This window comes from Paenisporosarcina sp., from assembly GCF_057785155.1.
In genome coordinates this window covers 1-16,985 of the sequence record NZ_JBYNRN010000006.1, presented here as the reverse complement: position 1 = coordinate 16,985, position 16,985 = coordinate 1, and the positions used below count along the sequence as shown (strand labels likewise).

Genomic DNA, 16,985 nt, shown 5'->3' with positions numbered 1-16,985 from the left:
TCTGATTCTAGGACTTCCTTTTAAATTACTTTCTTAATTCTAACCAAGACACTGCTAAAGAATGGTAAGCGTCAAATAATGAACACATTGTATCTTCTCAAAGAAAATGCCTTTCTGACTTTTGTCAGAAAGGCATTTTCTATTTCTTCGATTGGATATAACAATCAGCCAGAAGATCCTTGGACCAGGGCTTGAGATGGTCGATTTCTAAATTCGCACTCATATCGAGCTGAGGAAGTTCTTCGAAAAGATATTTAAGGTGTCCCAGAATAGGACCTTTAGCTTGTCCTTCTTTCGATTACAGAAAACAAAGAGTGCATTCGAGAACGGGTCGAGCTGGAAGAGTTCCTGTACGATGACAGCAAGTCCATCGATCGACTTTCTCAGGTCTGTCGGACCAGCCGCCAGATAGACCCGTTCGACTGACCGTCCATTCATCATAGTCGGTCAAGCGTCCGTATGATCTGGAGCAACAGTTCCTCTTGAAAGCCACTTGTCACCTCAATCATTGATTCCACTTACATGTTATGAATAATTTGCTCAGTTGCTTCTATTTTCTGAGTTGATATTGAGTCCGTTCGAAATCTTTTCCGCTTTGTTTGTCATTGAAGGTGTCTCACTCGTTTAGCTTCCGCTTAAACACATCATTCGACCGAAAAAGTGAAGTGCTTTATTATTTTGTTCGCGTCCGAATATATGTCGTTAGGTTCCACAGTGCGACTGGAGCAACCAAATAATCATACATACTAACTCAATAAACAGGTCATCCAGGTTTCTCTAATCCCCCATTTTATCCGTATATCTTTCGTGCTCGGTCACAATTACTCCATCCATATTGTTGCCTGAAATCTCATAATCGTGATTCACCCGCACTTTAATTGTATGACTTTGAGAAACGCGGTAATAGGAAATAAAATATTTATTTCCATTGATACTAGTAACAATGTCTTTTTCTTCTTTTAGGTAATCCAAATATTCTTCCAAAGCAAAATTCTTTTCCTTCATAATTGCGCTGTGAGGCAAACCAACATAGCGGATATGCCACGGTTCATATTCAATTCCTGTAACATCCGTTTTATCCTTTGGATAACGTAAAATAAAGCCGTATTTCCAAGCATTTTTTTCTATCCACTTACCTTCAGGTGCTTCATTCATCTCCTTCTGAGTAGATCCTACATCAAGAGATAAGCCTAAATTGTGTTCGCTATGGCCTGCTGGCAAGGCATATCCTTTATCCGTTTTTTGGTAAATAACTCTTTGCATTTCAAAGTCTCGATAGCCACTATTAATTATAAAATGAAGAACCCCTTCACTATTTGCAGCATCTATCATCTCTGAAAATTTTAGTGCCACATCCTCTGATAAATAAATTTTAGTATCAAGCAACCCATATCCTTTTACCAATTCTTTATGCTTAAATAAATTTACTACATCCGATTTCACACTCTCTGGGTGAACAGGATATTCATTGTTTACTAAAAGTAGATTTCCTTGATAGATCTGTTCTTTTACAATCTCTTTCTTTTGGATATCTTCAGTAGTTCCTCTATAATCTAAATTATCTTTGTGATTTTGTTCAATTTCCTGAACTTCTACTTTATTTTCAAAAGTCGGGGCTATATTAAGAACTACAAAACCCAGAAACAAAATTAAAATCAATAAAAATCCCCACTTCTTCATTTTCAGTTTCCTCCTTCTTCCTCTTCCTTATAGGATAGAATAAACTTATGAAGAAAAAAGTAGGGTAAATATTAAGTTTTCCTTAAATTTTTACTTGGCTTCAAACTTGAACTTTTGGTACACTTTTCTTCGGTAAACGAACTTCAAATAGCGTAAGTATTAAAGTGCTTTCTGCAGAAATAGTTCCATTATGCTGCTCTACAAATATTCTTCGCAATGAACAAGCCAAGTCCTGTTCTATCTTCTTGATGTGTTCGCGCTTGGTCGCCTGTATAAAATATATCAAAGAGATGCGGCAGATCTTTCGGAGAAATACTATCTCCATAATTCTGTAACCTGAACTGTCCAGCCACTTCCCTTCACACCACAGCAGTTGAATTGGTTGCTCGACGGGCTACCTCTAAATCAGCGCCATGCTCATCCTTCTGTCCAAGCGAAAAAAGTTATTTGACTCTATTTCACTCTGGCATTTTGTGCTTACTGATGGAACGAACTGAAACATGTGATTTTTTAAAATTAAAACCCCGGGTACTAGCGACAATTGTTCGCTTGTTCCCAGGGTTTTTTCCAATCAAAATTTGCAAGTAAGACTCCCTTGATCATTTAAGACTTTATTTAACCTTAAATTTGCCTGATTGATTGCAAATCTTAATAGAATGCTCTTTTCTAAAAGATTGTTGCTATTGAATAAGATTTTTTTGATATAAAGGGTCTGTTTAAAGAAATATAACATGAATCAAAGGGACTCAAAATGAATCCCTTTAATTCATGTTTAATAGTGTTCATTTCTATCTTTTTTCAATCGCCATGCGCAAATTTGAGATAACACCAAGAAGCAATATGAATGAACAAACCAATTTTTCAAAAGGTGTTCCTAACAATTGTAGTATAAATCCAAAAGACCAAAGTACAGCAAAAAACCAACATATAATGGTTATTCCTCTTCTGTATTTATATAATAAATTCCCGCCAACAATTAGCGTAAAAACTCCTCCAATAATAGAGATCATGATATTGATAATAGAGATTGGTAGCTGAGTAGCGAATGATTCAGACCGGCCACCATTAACCCAGGTGAATGGAATAACTCCGCTAATAATAAGCACATTGATCAAGATGGTTAAAAAGTAAAAACTAAGCCCCATTAATACTGCAGTTTTCATATTAATTCTTCTAAGCTTTTCTATCATGCAATCACCTCATTTCTTCCCGTTATCATTTTACTTAAGCTGTTAATGTTCTATTCCTATATTTTTCACCGTATTGCAACGTTTTCCTTGCTAAACTCAACCTCATTCACGTTTTCTTCACGTTTTTCTCTAGTTACAATAAATATTAAATGACTCCCATTGCCACCGCTTCACAATGTGCGGGGTGTGTGGCAAAACAATGGATATTAATGGGTTTATCAACTTCTATTTCAAACATCGGGCTGCAAAATCTGCTCTTTGTCATAGGCTATGTTTAAGTTATTGGTTGATTTTGCATAGAAAAATACGCTCAGAAATGGATCTCCAAGCGCATTTATTAGTCTGTTATGAAACTCCTGAATCCTTCTGATAGACCTATCTCTTATATAGTCACAACCGTATTCGTTTCAGCTGCTTTTAATATTGCCAATATGACTTTTAGTGAAGATAATGCATCCTCACCTGAAACAAGTGGTTCTTTATCAAGTCGGACACTTTCAACGAACGCATCGATTACTCCACTGCTTGTTTGGTGATCATTAGTTTGTATGCATTCTATTTGATATTTTACTCTTTCACCATCTTTAGTAATCACTTCAATTTGATATTCATCACTGTGATAAATTTTCATGATTCCCTTTTCGCAATAGAAAATTGTACTATTGTCTTCTTCACCGTAATACGTCCAGGAAAAAGAAGCTGTACCTATATAACCTCGTTTTGTTTTTAGACTACATACAATGTTATCGCATACTTCGATAGGCTTACCATTTTCGTCAACTTTATCAAGTGCGCCTTGAAATGCACTAACTTGCTCGATTTCATCACCCAATAAATATTGCACTAAATCGATTTTATGAATACCTAAATCACCACCCACTCCAAGGGCAGAGCGATTATGTTTAAAGAACCACGTAGAGTTTGTCTTATTTACTCCCCAATGCTCAGGACCAGCATGTCCAAAAGTTGTTCTGAATGTTAGTACTTTGCCAAGCTCTTCGTTTTCAAGCATTTCTTTTGCCCTTATATGTGCTTTGGTAAATCGTTGGTTATGATCGACCATCAATTTTTTTCCTGATTTCTTCTGAGCTTGGACTATTTTGTTTGCAAATTCAATGGTTAAAGAAATTGGCTTTTCACATAATACATGCTTTCCCGCTTCTAGGGATTTCGCAGAAAATATATGATGAGACTCATTAGAAGAGCAATCGCTGATGATTTGTATCGTCGGGTCGTCTAAAAGTTCCTCTACTGAAGTAGCTACACTCCCACTAAATAACATAGCTAGTTCTTCAGCTCGTTCTGGGTTTCTGTCAAAAAAAACAATTTCACTTACATATGGATTCGCTTTATATTCAGGGGCATGACGATGTCTGGCTATAGAGCCACATCCGATAATACCAACTTTAATATTCAATTGGATTCCTCCTAATTGATCTGCCGTTAGATTCAGACCAACCGACTAACTTAGGCATTTTTGTTTTTATTAGCCAATCATTTTTCCCCATTTTCATCCCCCTTGTAATAAACTCAGAAAATTCTATTTATTATTTAATACTACTATATTTAGACATATTATATTCACATAAAAAAGTCCCTATTACTTCACCCGAAACCTATGTTAATTGTCATGGGAATTTATACCCTGCTATAATTTTGGACTATTGTCCGTAATTTACTCAAAGAAAGTCATCAAACAGGCTCTTTATGACCATAGCAAAAGCTCCAGTAAACAAACACTGGAGCTTTTTTGCAATCAATTGAATTACTTGTGAGATCCCCTCTTTTGTTAAACTGCCATTCAATTCCAACCAAGCCACTGTTTCGCAATGTCGAGAGTTATGTAGCAACATATAGGGTGTTGGTGAGTTTACGCCTGGTTTATTAAGTATTATCTTCACATGCACCAACTACAATTTATTTTTGAACTAAAGTACAATTTCCAAAAAAAACTGCACCTCCAATTATTAGTGAAGCCTAACAATTGGGGTGCAGCTTATCGCAGCAAAATGTTTTTTCATGCTATTATTTGTTATTTAATACTTCTTTCATATCTACTTTTTTCCCGTCCTTTAGACGCTTCTTAAATTCAGCTGTTGCTGTGAAGAGTACGTCTGTTGATGAGTTAAGGGCCGTTTCAAATGAATCTTGTAAAACACCAATGATGAAACCTACTCCAACTACCTGCATAGCTACATCAGCAGGAATTCCAAATAAGCTACACGCTAGAGGAATCAGTAATAGTGAGCCACCAGCAACACCAGAGGCACCACAAGCACTTACTGCTGCCAATACGCTGAGAATAATGGCTGTAGGGATGTCGACTTGAATGCCAAGTGTATGCACTGCAGCAAGTGTCAATACTGAAATGGTAACCGCAGCACCTGCCATATTGACCGTTGCGCCTAATGGAATGGATACAGAATAGGTATCTTTATCCAGACCTAGTTTTTCACATAATGTCATATTTACAGGAATGTTAGCAGCAGAGCTGCGTGTAAAGAATGCTGTAATACCACTTTCCTTAATACACTTTATCACAAGTGGATATGGATTCTGACGTATGTTAACGTACACGATGAGTGGGTTAACCACAAGAGCCACAAAGAGCATACTTCCAATTAAAACCGCAAGCAATTTCCCATAGCCTAGCAGTGACGAAATTCCATTAGTAGTAATAGACTCGATCACTAGACCCATAATACCAAATGGCGCAAACTTAATGACCCAACCAACCATTTTAGCTACAGCATCTGAAAAATTAGTAATCAATGTTTTTGTTGTTTCAGAAGCAGTTCTCAACGCCAATCCAAGAACAATCGCCCAAGCTAAAATACCAATATAGTTAGCATTGTAAAGAGCACTGACAGGGTTATCGACAACGTTCAAGACTAACGTTTTCAGTACCTCAACCACACCGCCAGGAGCTGCCAAATCCGTTGCGCCCGTTGTAAGTGTAATACTTACAGGGAAAATGAAACTTACAATAACTGCGACTAATGCAGCTAAGAACGTTCCTAAAAGGTAGAGGAATATAATGGATTTCATATTCGTTTGCTGACCTTTTTTGTGTTGAGCGATGGAAGACATAACCAAGAACAGTACCAAGACAGGTGCGATTGCTTTTAAAGCACCTACAAATAAAGAACCTAAAATGGTTAACGATTTGGCTTGTTCCGGAATCAATACAGCTAAGATGATCCCAATAATCAAACCAATAGATATTTGTTTTACTATACTTATTTGATTCCACTTTTTCATTAGATTTTTCATAGATATTCCCCCCACTAGTTTCATATAAAATTACAACATTGCTAATATCGCGCTATTCATTTCTCATAGCCCTAATTGAATTAAGTCTATGACAAATAAATAAGATCGACGGAGAAAATATAATGCTAAACTCTAGGAATAAGGTTAGGTAACTACCTTCCTCACATTCCACTCTATAAAAACTTATCCAATCACTAGTATTGTAATGAATATTTCTGTATTTTACAATACTATTATTACTATTCAATTAATTGTAATTATATGAATATTCTTTTAAACGATTAAAGCAAATACAATACTTAGCGTTAATATTTATGTGAATTAATACTATTCAAATATATTTATTACTCCCATAAAGATAATATTTGTTGAATTTATGGACTTCACCATAAATCATATTTTCATAACCAAAGGAAAAAGCAGTGCTTTGATTTCTCAAAACACTGCCCGTTTTTCTACTCAAACTTATATCCCCAAAAGGCTTGTCCACGTTCAAGCGCTTAGACAGTTTTGGAAGGCCGATTTTTATAAACATCTTTATTAAGAGCAAAACCTTCCAACATAAATATGGCTTCTTGCCAGTTCTCTTTCTTTTAAGTCTCATAAGTTATTACGTCATCAAAATTTAATGAACTTCAGTTATTACTGCTTGTTCAAATAACCACGTTTATCAAAGTTAAAGCTCTTAAAGCGATACTTACAATACAAAATGACCATTTGCTCAGGTAATACAAAGAGCATTACAAAAAACAAACTAATACCTATTACAATGATTACTATTATATTTATGTCATCAATGGCTAAATGTCTTACCATATATTGAATGACAAAAACTAAACCTAATCCAACAATACTAACCATTGGAAAGTATGATTTAGTTTCAAACTTTGCTCTTAACTCGCCTTTTTTAGAATCTTTTCGGTACTCTCCTTTTTTTAATAATCGATAGAATCGGATAAAAGTCACAATAAAAATAAGTAACCCAATTGCTAGAATAATATAGGTAACATTAAGTAAAGATTCCGAAGTAATCCCGTGTTTATCTCCATCTTTCCCAAGTAAAAATAGTGCACTCATGAACAGACAAAGAGAAAACAAATTTTGAGATACTAGAATAGATAGCAAATATTGAATTCTACCATATCTATTATAGATTGCTGGAATTGCATAAATTAGAGACAACACAATAAGTCCCACTGTTAACCAGAAATGCACCGTCAGAATTTCATCTTTATACGGATAGACTGTTGAATCTCCCGCAACAAAATATTCTAAAGCAAATAATAGTGCTTGCAAGAAGGTAGACAATGCAAGAACGCCACCTAATGCGGATGGGCTCTGCCGCCCTGATTCAAGTGGTGCTCTTAATACTTTGAAATCTTCTTCAATTAGTCTTCCGAGCAATGAAAGCACCCTCTCTTTAAATTAGTCTTTACTATTCATATAACCTCGCTTATCAAAGTTAAAGCTCTTGAAACGATATTTACAATACAAAATAACGAGCTGCTCTGGTAATATAAAGAGCATTACAAAAAATACAAGAATTCCTCCAACAATAAGTATCATCACATTAATATCATCAATTGCTGAATTTCGAGCGATGTATTGGATGATAAAAACAAGCCCTACTCCTGTAATGATCGCTGTTGGGATATAAGAAGTTTTTTCAAATTTCCCTCTTAACTCTCCTTTTTTTGAGCCTTTTCTATAATGACCCTTACGCAACAAAATATAGAAACGGATACAAGTAGCTACGAAAACAAGAAGACCTATGAATAATAAAATATATGTAAAATTAAGAAGCGATTCTGGAGTAGCGATCATTCCTTCTCTAGATTTTCCTATTAAAAATAAAGCCATTAGTAGAAAGGGAATAGATGACATATTTTGAGTAACAAGGATTGAAATTAAATACTGTATTTTTTCGCTTCTTTTATAAACTATTGGAATCGCATAGATTACACAAAGAACAATAAGTATAAGAGTTATCCAAAAATATACGTTTAAAATCTCCTCTTTATACGGGTAAATCGTAGTAGCAGCTGCCATAAAATATACTAGGGTAAAGAGCAATGATTGCATAAATATACTTAGTATTAGAATAAAACCAAAATTTGATGGGCTCTGTCTACCCGATTCTAGAGGTCCTCTTAGTACTTCGAAATCTTCTTCTTTCAGTTTGGAAAACACATGACTACCTCCATTATTGATTACCGTTTAGTTTAAAGTGGTTCGTTCTGTTGGCTCAGATCAAAACGTCTAGTATTGCTATGAAAACGTCAACGCTCTAGTAAATACACAATTGCTTACGAGAGAATATGTAAAACCTTCTATAGACCTTCTAAATCCACCGATTGTCATCCAACCTAGGGAGATACTACTCTGCTGTTGCAATAATCTCATCACCATCAGGATTTTCTCAAATCTTAATTGAGTATTTATTTACCACATCTTATCTCTACTTACATGCATGATTATTTTCCATTTATTTTAATTGTAACTATTTCCTAGCAAATATACTATTTAAAGTTAACTTTTTCAAATTTAGGCCACATGCATATTCTTTCACTTTGGCAGTTAGAACTGGGGCGCATTCGATTTCTAGATGAGGGAGGTCTTAATAAACAAGATTAATTTTTGCTTAATTAATGCACGTACATTCCAGCACTGCCCCCGAGTTGGTTTTTTTCGTTATATCTATGTTCATTTCCATTCGCAAACTGACAGAATTTGCTATACACTTTATGTATGACTAAACAACTGAGTGGTGATATTCGTGTTTAAATTATTGTTGATTGAAGATGATATTTCCTTGTTTGATGAAATGGAGGACAGGCTCTCGCAGTGGTCATTTGACGTGACTGGCATTAGTAATTTCGGTCATGTTATGGAAGAGTTTACTTCGGTAAAGCCGGACCTAGTTATCATAGATATCCAATTGCCCAAATTTGATGGCTTCCATTGGTGTCGAACGATTCGGTCGCAATCGAATGTTCCGATTATCTTCCTATCCTCCAGGGACCATCCCACGGACATGGTCATGTCGATGCAGCTGGGGGCGGATGATTTTATTCAAAAACCTTTTCATTTCGAGGTACTGATTGCGAAAATCCAGGCGATTCTTCGCCGTACCTATAACTATAATACTGAACCAAGCAGCATCCGAAAATGGTGCGGAGCTACAATTGATTTTGAACAAAATATGGTTTCAAATGAGTTAGGATCCGTTGAACTGACAAAAAATGAAAGCTTTATCCTTCAACTTCTCATCGATCAGAAAAACAAGATTGTTACCAGGGATGATTTGATGAACCACCTTTGGGACGACAAGCGCTTTATCAGCGACAATACGCTGACGGTCAATGTTAACCGACTGCGCAAACGGCTCGACGAGTTGGAACTTGGACAATACATACAAACGAAAGTTGGCCAGGGATACTTGGCACTCGATGAGGATAACAATTATGATTCGTAATTTCTTGAGCGAACGGATCAGCTGGATTCTCCTGTTCGTCGTATTGCAAGGCATGAGTCTGTTCATTGCCTATATTGATTCGACCATCCCATTCGCGTCAATGCTCTATATTTCTTTCTTGTCCTTCCTGCTCTTTGCTGTCTTTTTGTTGTTCCGTTATTTTAAAGAGACAAGATTTTATAGAAGCCTGCAAGATTGGGAAAGCAGTCTCGACCTTTCGGAAGTCGCTGAACCGGTCAGTCCTTTTGAAACAATCGTCGTGCGTAGTATCACGGAGCAAACTGCGCTTTTGAAAGCGGAGCTGTCAGAAAACCGTATTCAACTGGAGCAGGAAAAAGACGATCTTCTCTCCTGGATTCATGAAGTGAAGACCCCGATGACCGCCATGCAATTAATGATCGGACGCGTCGAAAACGTCACGCTGAAATCTCAGCTGAACCAAGAGTGGCTGCGGATTCACTTGCTTTTGGACCAGCAACTACATCAAAAACGGCTAACGGTTATCGAGAACGATCTTTATATCGAACAGATTCATCTCGAATCAATCGTTTTCAATGAAATCCAGACGATGCAATCGTGGTGTATACAAAAAGGAATCGGCTTTGACATTCAGCTCGACAGTACCAATGTGTTTAGTGATGCCAAGTGGTTGTCCTTCATCATTAGGCAACTATTGACCAATGCCATCAAGTACAGTGAGAAAAGCGATATCTTCATTAGGAGCTATGAAAAAGAAGGACAAATCTGCCTGGATGTGACAGATACAGGCAGAGGAATCGATCAGAAAGACCTTCCAAGGATTTTTGACAAAGGGTTTACGTCGACTACCAATCACCGGGAGCAGGTCTCAACTGGTATAGGTCTTTATTTGGCGAAAAAAGCGGCATTCCCCCTTCTCATCAAAATTAATGTAAAGTCTCAGATTGGCAAAGGGACGACTGCCACCCTATCTTTCCCAAAACAAAATGAATTTGTGAACTTACAAGGCATGTGACAAAAGTGTCACATGCTTTTGTTTTTTGTTCGGCTAATCGCAGGATTACCATGCCATTCCTTTTTATAATGAAGTTATCACAACAACAAAAGGAGTACGGGCATATGAACATATTAGAAGCAACGAAAATCCGTAAAAGCTACGGTAACAAGTTAAATAGACAGGAAGTTTTGAAAGGCGTTGATATCAGTATTCGTAAAGGTGAATTCGTGGGCATTATGGGTGCATCTGGATCTGGCAAGACGACGCTTCTCAATGTTCTTTCCACCATCGACCATGTAAGCGAAGGCATCATCCAAATCAATGGCAGTGAAATGACACGGATGAAGGAGAAAAAGCTGGCTGAATTCCGTAAAAACCATCTAGGTTTCATTTTCCAGGAATACAATCTGCTCGACACTCTGACCGTGAAGGAGAATATCCTACTGCCATTATCGATCACAAAGTTGCCAAAACGAGTGGCTGAAGATAAGTTCTCCACATTGGCTCGTGATCTTGGCATATTGGATATCGCGCATAAATACCCAAATGAAATTTCAGGAGGGCAGAAACAACGAACATCTGCTGCACGGGCTTTCATCCATGAACCGAGCATCATTTTTGCGGATGAGCCGACTGGTGCACTTGATTCAAAATCTGCTTCCGATTTGCTTAACAAACTGAGCGAATTGAACCGGCAGCGCCTTGCAACAATCGCCATGGTAACACATGACCCTACTGCAGCAAGCTTCTGTAGCCGGGTGATTTTCATCAAGGATGGTCAGGTATATACACAACTTCATAAAGGAGATCAATCGAGAAAGACCTTTTTCGAAGATATCATCAAAACGCAAGGTGTGCTGGGAGGCGTGCAGAATGAATATTAATATTCTCATCTTCCGCAACCTGAAAAAGAATCTTAAAAACTATTACCTGTATGTATTTGCCCTCGTTTTCAGCGTCGCACTGTATTTCTCTTTCGTCACGCTACAATACGATCCATCAATGGATGAAACGAAGGGTTCTGTAAAAGGCGGAGCATCAATTCGGGCTGCATCGCTCCTTCTCGTTGCCATCGTCTCGATATTCGTGCTATATGCCAATACAATTTTCATCAAACGACGGAGCAAGGAAATCGGGTTGTTCCAATTGATCGGTATGAATAAAGCGAAAATATTCCGTGTATTGAGTATCGAGAACCTCATCCTTTATTTCGGCTCGATTGTAGTGGGTATTTTTATTGGTTTTTCCTTTTCAAAATTGATTCTGATGACTTTATTTAAGGTGACTGCGGTGGATACAGCTGCCACTCTTCAGTTTTCAACAGAGGCTCTCAGCCAGACATTAATTGTCTTCGTTTTGATTTTCTTCTTGATCCTGGTCATGAATTACCTATTCATCCGAAAACAAAGCATTCTCTCGTTGTTCAATTTGACCTCTTCAACTGAAAGCAATGTAAAAAAGACTTCTAAGCTGGAAATTCTCACTGGAATCGTCGGTTTGTTTTTAATCTTTTCAGGCTATTTCGTATCATCGAAATTATTCGATGGTGATTTCTCTGAAATGACGGGACTGCTCATTGCGATGGTCTACACGCTTGCTTCGGTTATTATTGGGACTTACCTCTTTTATAAAGGCTCGGTCAGTTTCATTGCCCATTTGATAAGAAAGAAGAAAGATGGACATTTGGCGGTCCATGAAGTCTTATCTCTATCATCCATCCAGTTCCGTCTTAAATCAAATGCGCTTTTACTAACCATCATTACAACTGTTTCTGCTCTTGCGATTGGTCTGCTGTCCTTGAGTTACATCTCCTACTATTCGGCAGAAAAGGTTGCACAGGATTATGTACCGGAAGACTTTGCGCTGACTGATGCGGCAACTGCAGATCAATTTAAACAGTCCCTAGAAAGGGCAGATATACGGTATAAAGAAAAACAAATCGATGTTCTCCAGGTGAAATTCGATGTTTCGGATATTATGGATACTGAACTTGCCGATCTACCTGCATATGACATGGAGCTTCCAGTCATAAGTGAACGAAGTGTCAACATGGATCTTTCAGCTGATGAAACTCTTTTCACTGGAATAAGCTCCATTTTGTTAAAAATAATCACCATCAAAGATTCCGGTAATATAGAGCTCATTGGAACTAATGAATCCATCTCGCAAAAGTTCATTGGCCTGGAAGATGAGTTCGTGGTTTCCTCCTACTTCACTAACGGAGGACTTCCCACGGCAATCGTAGATGAGACTCTTTTCGAACAACTGAAAAAAGATATGGACCCCGAGATTCAATTGGAATCCACTCTCTATACTGGCATAAAAATTTCCGATGGTGGAAAGCTTGAACAAGCAAACAAACTGTTCACGGAAATCAAGCCTAAAAATGGTAATCCCTATTTAAACGAATCCCGACTAGACATCAGCAATAACCAAAAAAATTCAATGGGCCTTGTCATGTTCATCGTCGGCTTCCTCGGACTCACTTTCCTCATCACATCTGGCTGTATCCTGTACTTCAAGCAGATGGGTGAAAGTGATGAAGAAAAGCCTAGCTATACCATTCTACGAAAGCTTGGTTTCACGCAAGGCGATTTGCTGAAAGGAATTTGCTTAAAACAGCTCTTCAATTTCGGCATTCCATTAATTGTCGGACTTGTACATAGCTACTTTGCGGTCCAATCTGGCTGGTTCCTGTTCGGGACGGAGCTTTGGGCACCAATGTTCATCGTCATGGGACTTTACACAGCTTTGTACTCGATTTTTGGACTATTGTCAGTTTTGTATTCCAAGAAGGTAATTAAGGAAGCTCTTTAATAGCTTCGATTAGCAACAATCAAATAGAGAGTCTTCTCACTAATTACTAGCTTATTAATATGACAAAAAACTGGAGCCCAAGTTTGGACTCCAGTTTCTTTATATTTATATTATGATTACAAGGAACATCTTAATTGAGTTCATTGTTAATGTTTAGGGAAGTCTTGTAACTGTCTCCCCAAGTGAACCACTCCTTGCTCACTTTACCGACTACTTCACCGTACTGTAACACATCAAACTTCATTTCCCACCAGTTACCACGTGCACAGGTTCCTTAGATTACGCGCGATTAAACGGTCATCTTCCAGCTTGATTGGGCTAACCAATTTTCCTGTTCCTTAAAATTGGGACTCATCTTCCCAACAAGACGCCAGAAGGATCGATCATGATTAAGATGGACCATATGGCACATTTCATGAACGACCACATAGTCAATCACCTCTAGAGGCGCCATTGCCAGCCTCCAATTAAATGTTAACTGTAGTTGTGAATCACAAGTGCCCCATGTTTTTATACTATCAGTTATACGAATAGAGCGCGGTTTTACCTTAAAGTCACTTTGATGGTTTCTGACACTTTTCTCTACCAATGCTTTACAACGTTGATTATAAAATCGTTTTAAAGCTTGTTTAATTTTTTCATCCTCAAGTTGTTTCACGAATATATGTAATATACCCTCTTCAAAAACGACATGGTTTTGCTTAATCGTACTGTCTTGGGAAATCTGAATCGGATATGTCTTCCCTAAATAGAGAAAAGTTTCACCATGATGATATTCTCTCTCCTTTGGCCCAAGCAATCTTTCTTTCATCTCTTTTGATTTTTGCTGAATCTGATCCCAATTTCGCTCTAGTAATTGAATCACTTTTTCATCCGATGTCCCTTTAGGGGTCTGGACTTCAACATGTCCATAGACGTCTATATGAACCCCTATGGATGCCCGCTTTTTGTACTTGATTTCAAATTGTATCGTATCACCTAAGTAAGTATGTCTCATTTATTCACCTTTAGTAGCGATTCACGCGCCTATCCTCATGTTTATAGTTTAACCCTTGTACTTTAATCCACTTCATTCTGTTTGTCATTCTCATCGACTACTAATTCATTATCAAAATATTATTGTAGGACAAACCTGCCTACTTTAGGCCGTACACTGATTGCGACAATCCTAATTTACATTATCAATATAACATATGCCGATATATAAGCTCATTCTGCAATAAAGTTATTACCTGAAAAGTATCCCGTTTTTTCTTCCTTTATGCTTAAACATAGTGCTTCTGTCTATCTGGATGTAGTTATAAAGTTCCTTTGTCACCTGTATAAAATTAATAAAGTCATTTCATCTTCTTCTAATAAAACTAGAGCCTTACCACATTTGATTATGTAGTAAGGCTCTTTAAAGTTGTTTAATTCGAATTCCGAATCTTTAAGTAAAGCACCCGTTAGTTGAACAACGTATTACCCACTATGAATTTCAAAGCAGAAATATCCAAAAGGCAAATGTTCTTCTTTTAATTCCATTTCTGATTTTGCAATTTCCATCATTTGAGGCATGATTTCCCTTAAAGATTCTTTATATTTTTTAAGTGCTTTTTGATAAGAATCCACGTCATTATTCTTACATAAAGGATATAAAATTGCCCCTAATCTCAAATCATTAAGGGATCTTGGTTGATCTATGGGTTCTATGCATTCCAAAATGTGCTTCTCTTGAATTTTCTCATCAAACCAATCTCTACATTCTATATAAAACTTAAATTCCTCGAATTCAGTTTGCATATCTACTTCTTCATTTATATAGAATGGTGTAATCCTAATGTATTCGGTAGTTGAATCAGAACTAATAATCTCATCTAATATTCCTTTTAACTCTGTAATGGTTGGGTAATATCTATATTTCCCATTGTAGTAAACAGTGTGATTGTAAACTATTTCGTTAATTTCCCCTTTACCTTTCCCTATCATTTTCATCGCCTCCTTTATTACATATTCTTCATAATATTAAGCCCATTTCTTCTTGAACTAACCTGCACCGTTAGTTGAAGAAGAAGAAGAAAAAAGACCGTACCCGACGGTCTCCTGCTACTAACTCCCAATCCAGTGAAGAACTATCATAGTAATACTGAAAAAAGCTGCACCAAAATTTATGACAACCTGGTTTTTTAAATATTTCAATAAAACCTCGTAAGTCGTTATGTTGTCTTCTTTTTCGAACTTAAGCATTCGTAAAATTGAAATTCCCCATAAAATACCAGCAATAATCATACATAGTATTTCAGCTATTCTTAGCCAGTCCATAATTTATAATTCCCTTTCTTCTTTACCTATTATAAAACCTCGTAAGGGAACTCTTTTGTTCCTTCCTCAATTAGCTTCATCATATCATTTTTTCGTTTTAACCATCGTACACCTTCGGTATTTTTTTCTACTATCTCACTGTCTTTTAACTTTTCTTTGTTCAACTAACCTGCTGCGTTAGTTGAAAAATAGATTTACTATTCACCAAGCATTATTAAATATCTTTTCTCAATCCCATTATCTTTAGCTATGAGGATATCTCTTCTTTCCTTAGGTGCGATTATTTTTGTTCCCACAGGTAAATCACTTGCCATCCCATCTTTAATTTCCCCAATTATCTCGTGATTTGTTAATTCGACTTCCTCTATCCAGTCAATACCACTTACGTAAACTTTATCATTTAGTTCAAAATAATCTGCCTCAGGGTCTTCTTTTAAGACTTGTTCTTTAGTTAAATAACCTGGTGTATTTTCACCTGGAATACCAGTACAACCTACCAATAGAAACACGACAAGCAAGATAACGGAATTCTTGATGACTGAAAGCATAGGAAGACTCCTCCCTTCGTTATTGTAATTAGTATTCTTAAACTAATCTGCCTCGTTAGTTCAACAAGCACAAGGCTTTACCTCTTCTTGAAATAAAGCATCCGTTAGTTGAATGACCTTATTCTAATTTCAGTTTTTTAAATTCGGAAAATTTTGTATCATAGTTGGCTCTTTCAGTTAGATGATGAATCCATTTCGTTGCCTTTTCTAATTCTTCATTATCTAAAAAGCTTTGAATAATAATTTTATAGTTAGAACTATATGGATACTGTTCGTCTTTGCATAAATTTAGAGCATTTTCAAAATATTTATTCGCTTTGTTTAAATCCTTTAATTTACGATGCATTAAACCAATATAAATTAATCCACTTCCTATTTCTAATTTTGAAAATGGCTCTTCTATTGCTAATTCCATTATTTTTATTGCTTTTTTTCTAAATCCAATAATTTCGTAACGATTCGCTTTACTTACATATTTATCATATTTTTTCATTGTCGTTCACTCCCTAACAATACTACCTCTACCTTAAGTTAAAGCAATTTACTACAATTATAACTCAGTTTACTTCTTCAACTAAACTGCCGCGTTAGTTCAATAAGAAAAAAGGCTTTACTCCTTAATGAAGTAAAGACCCCTTTAGTTAAACAAGGTTCTTAGTAAATCCAATACTTTTATCCTTATAACCCATATTTATATAAAATTGATGTGCATCTTTTCGTTCTTC

General features: G+C 36.6%; 15 protein-coding genes and 1 pseudogene. 4 read left to right on the top strand and 12 right to left on the bottom strand.

The window, feature by feature from the left end; translation table 11 throughout:
- Positions 1 to 219: 219 nt before the first annotated feature.
- The 8 genes and pseudogenes from tnpB to AC3EA5_RS01225 all read right to left on the bottom strand — a co-directional run bounded on the left by tnpB (position 220) and on the right by AC3EA5_RS01225 (position 8,333).
- Entirely contained in the window at positions 220 to 438 is a 219-nt protein-coding gene (gene tnpB, locus AC3EA5_RS01260) for an IS66 family insertion sequence element accessory protein TnpB (protein WP_488606824.1), read from the bottom strand.
- A gap of 339 nt (positions 439 to 777) precedes the next feature.
- Complete coding sequence (gene vanY / locus AC3EA5_RS01255) at positions 778 to 1,680, bottom strand: VanY-A/VanY-F/VanY-M family D-Ala-D-Ala carboxypeptidase (RefSeq protein WP_488606736.1); 903 nt, start codon at positions 1,678 to 1,680, stop codon at positions 778 to 780.
- Between the two features lie 100 nt (positions 1,681 to 1,780).
- Positions 1,781 to 2,009: pseudogene (locus AC3EA5_RS01250) on the bottom strand (ATP-binding protein); the annotation flags it as partial.
- 459 nt (positions 2,010 to 2,468) lie between these two features.
- Positions 2,469 to 2,870, bottom strand: a complete 402-nt coding sequence (locus AC3EA5_RS01245; protein WP_488606735.1) for a hypothetical protein — start codon at positions 2,868 to 2,870, stop codon at positions 2,469 to 2,471.
- Positions 2,871 to 3,252: 382 nt separating this feature from the next.
- Positions 3,253 to 4,287 carry a Gfo/Idh/MocA family protein gene (locus AC3EA5_RS01240; RefSeq protein ID WP_488606734.1) on the bottom strand — a complete coding sequence of 345 codons (1,035 nt, stop codon included), beginning with the start codon at positions 4,285 to 4,287 and terminating at the stop codon, positions 3,253 to 3,255.
- Positions 4,288 to 4,895: 608 nt separating this feature from the next.
- Positions 4,896 to 6,143, bottom strand: coding sequence for a serine/threonine transporter SstT (sstT, locus tag AC3EA5_RS01235; protein ID WP_488606733.1), 1,248 nt, complete (start codon positions 6,141 to 6,143; stop codon positions 4,896 to 4,898).
- A 642-nt stretch (positions 6,144 to 6,785) separates the two neighbouring features.
- Entirely contained in the window at positions 6,786 to 7,547 is a 762-nt protein-coding gene (locus AC3EA5_RS01230; RefSeq protein ID WP_488606732.1) for a hypothetical protein, read from the bottom strand.
- Between the two features lie 21 nt (positions 7,548 to 7,568).
- Positions 7,569 to 8,333, bottom strand: coding sequence for a hypothetical protein (locus AC3EA5_RS01225; RefSeq protein WP_488606731.1), 765 nt, complete (start codon positions 8,331 to 8,333; stop codon positions 7,569 to 7,571).
- Positions 8,334 to 8,919: 586 nt separating this feature from the next.
- On the opposite strand from AC3EA5_RS01225, the gene AC3EA5_RS01220 reads away from it, so the two are divergent.
- The 4 genes from AC3EA5_RS01220 (at position 8,920) to AC3EA5_RS01205 (ending at position 13,411) form a co-directional block, all read left to right on the top strand.
- Entirely contained in the window at positions 8,920 to 9,618 is a 699-nt protein-coding gene (locus tag AC3EA5_RS01220; protein ID WP_488606730.1) for a response regulator, read from the top strand.
- Positions 9,608 to 10,612: a sensor histidine kinase gene (locus AC3EA5_RS01215; protein ID WP_488606729.1), complete on the top strand. Its 1,005-nt coding sequence runs from the start codon at positions 9,608 to 9,610 to the stop codon at positions 10,610 to 10,612. The genes AC3EA5_RS01220 and AC3EA5_RS01215 overlap by 11 nt, the downstream gene beginning before the upstream one ends.
- Before the next feature lie 104 nt (positions 10,613 to 10,716).
- Positions 10,717 to 11,478 (top strand): ABC transporter ATP-binding protein, encoded by a 762-nt coding sequence (locus tag AC3EA5_RS01210; RefSeq protein ID WP_488606728.1) that lies wholly within the window; start codon positions 10,717 to 10,719, stop codon positions 11,476 to 11,478.
- Complete coding sequence (locus AC3EA5_RS01205; RefSeq protein ID WP_488606727.1) at positions 11,468 to 13,411, top strand: ABC transporter permease; 1,944 nt, start codon at positions 11,468 to 11,470, stop codon at positions 13,409 to 13,411. Before AC3EA5_RS01210 ends, AC3EA5_RS01205 begins: the two co-directional genes overlap by 11 nt.
- Before the next feature lie 289 nt (positions 13,412 to 13,700).
- Here the strand turns inward: AC3EA5_RS01205 and AC3EA5_RS01200 are convergent, their stop codons facing one another.
- From AC3EA5_RS01200 to AC3EA5_RS01185, 4 genes are all read right to left on the bottom strand, one after another.
- On the bottom strand, positions 13,701 to 14,408 hold the full coding sequence (locus AC3EA5_RS01200) for a M48 family metallopeptidase (RefSeq protein ID WP_488606726.1): 708 nt from the start codon (positions 14,406 to 14,408) through the stop codon (positions 13,701 to 13,703).
- Between the two features lie 464 nt (positions 14,409 to 14,872).
- On the bottom strand, positions 14,873 to 15,379 hold the full coding sequence (locus AC3EA5_RS01195; RefSeq protein WP_488606725.1) for a hypothetical protein: 507 nt from the start codon (positions 15,377 to 15,379) through the stop codon (positions 14,873 to 14,875).
- 530 nt (positions 15,380 to 15,909) lie between these two features.
- Positions 15,910 to 16,260 carry a hypothetical protein gene (locus tag AC3EA5_RS01190; protein WP_488606724.1) on the bottom strand — a complete coding sequence of 117 codons (351 nt, stop codon included), beginning with the start codon at positions 16,258 to 16,260 and terminating at the stop codon, positions 15,910 to 15,912.
- Positions 16,261 to 16,378: 118 nt separating this feature from the next.
- On the bottom strand, positions 16,379 to 16,753 hold the full coding sequence (locus AC3EA5_RS01185) for a hypothetical protein (RefSeq protein WP_488606723.1): 375 nt from the start codon (positions 16,751 to 16,753) through the stop codon (positions 16,379 to 16,381).
- Between the last annotated feature and the right edge of the window lie 232 nt (positions 16,754 to 16,985).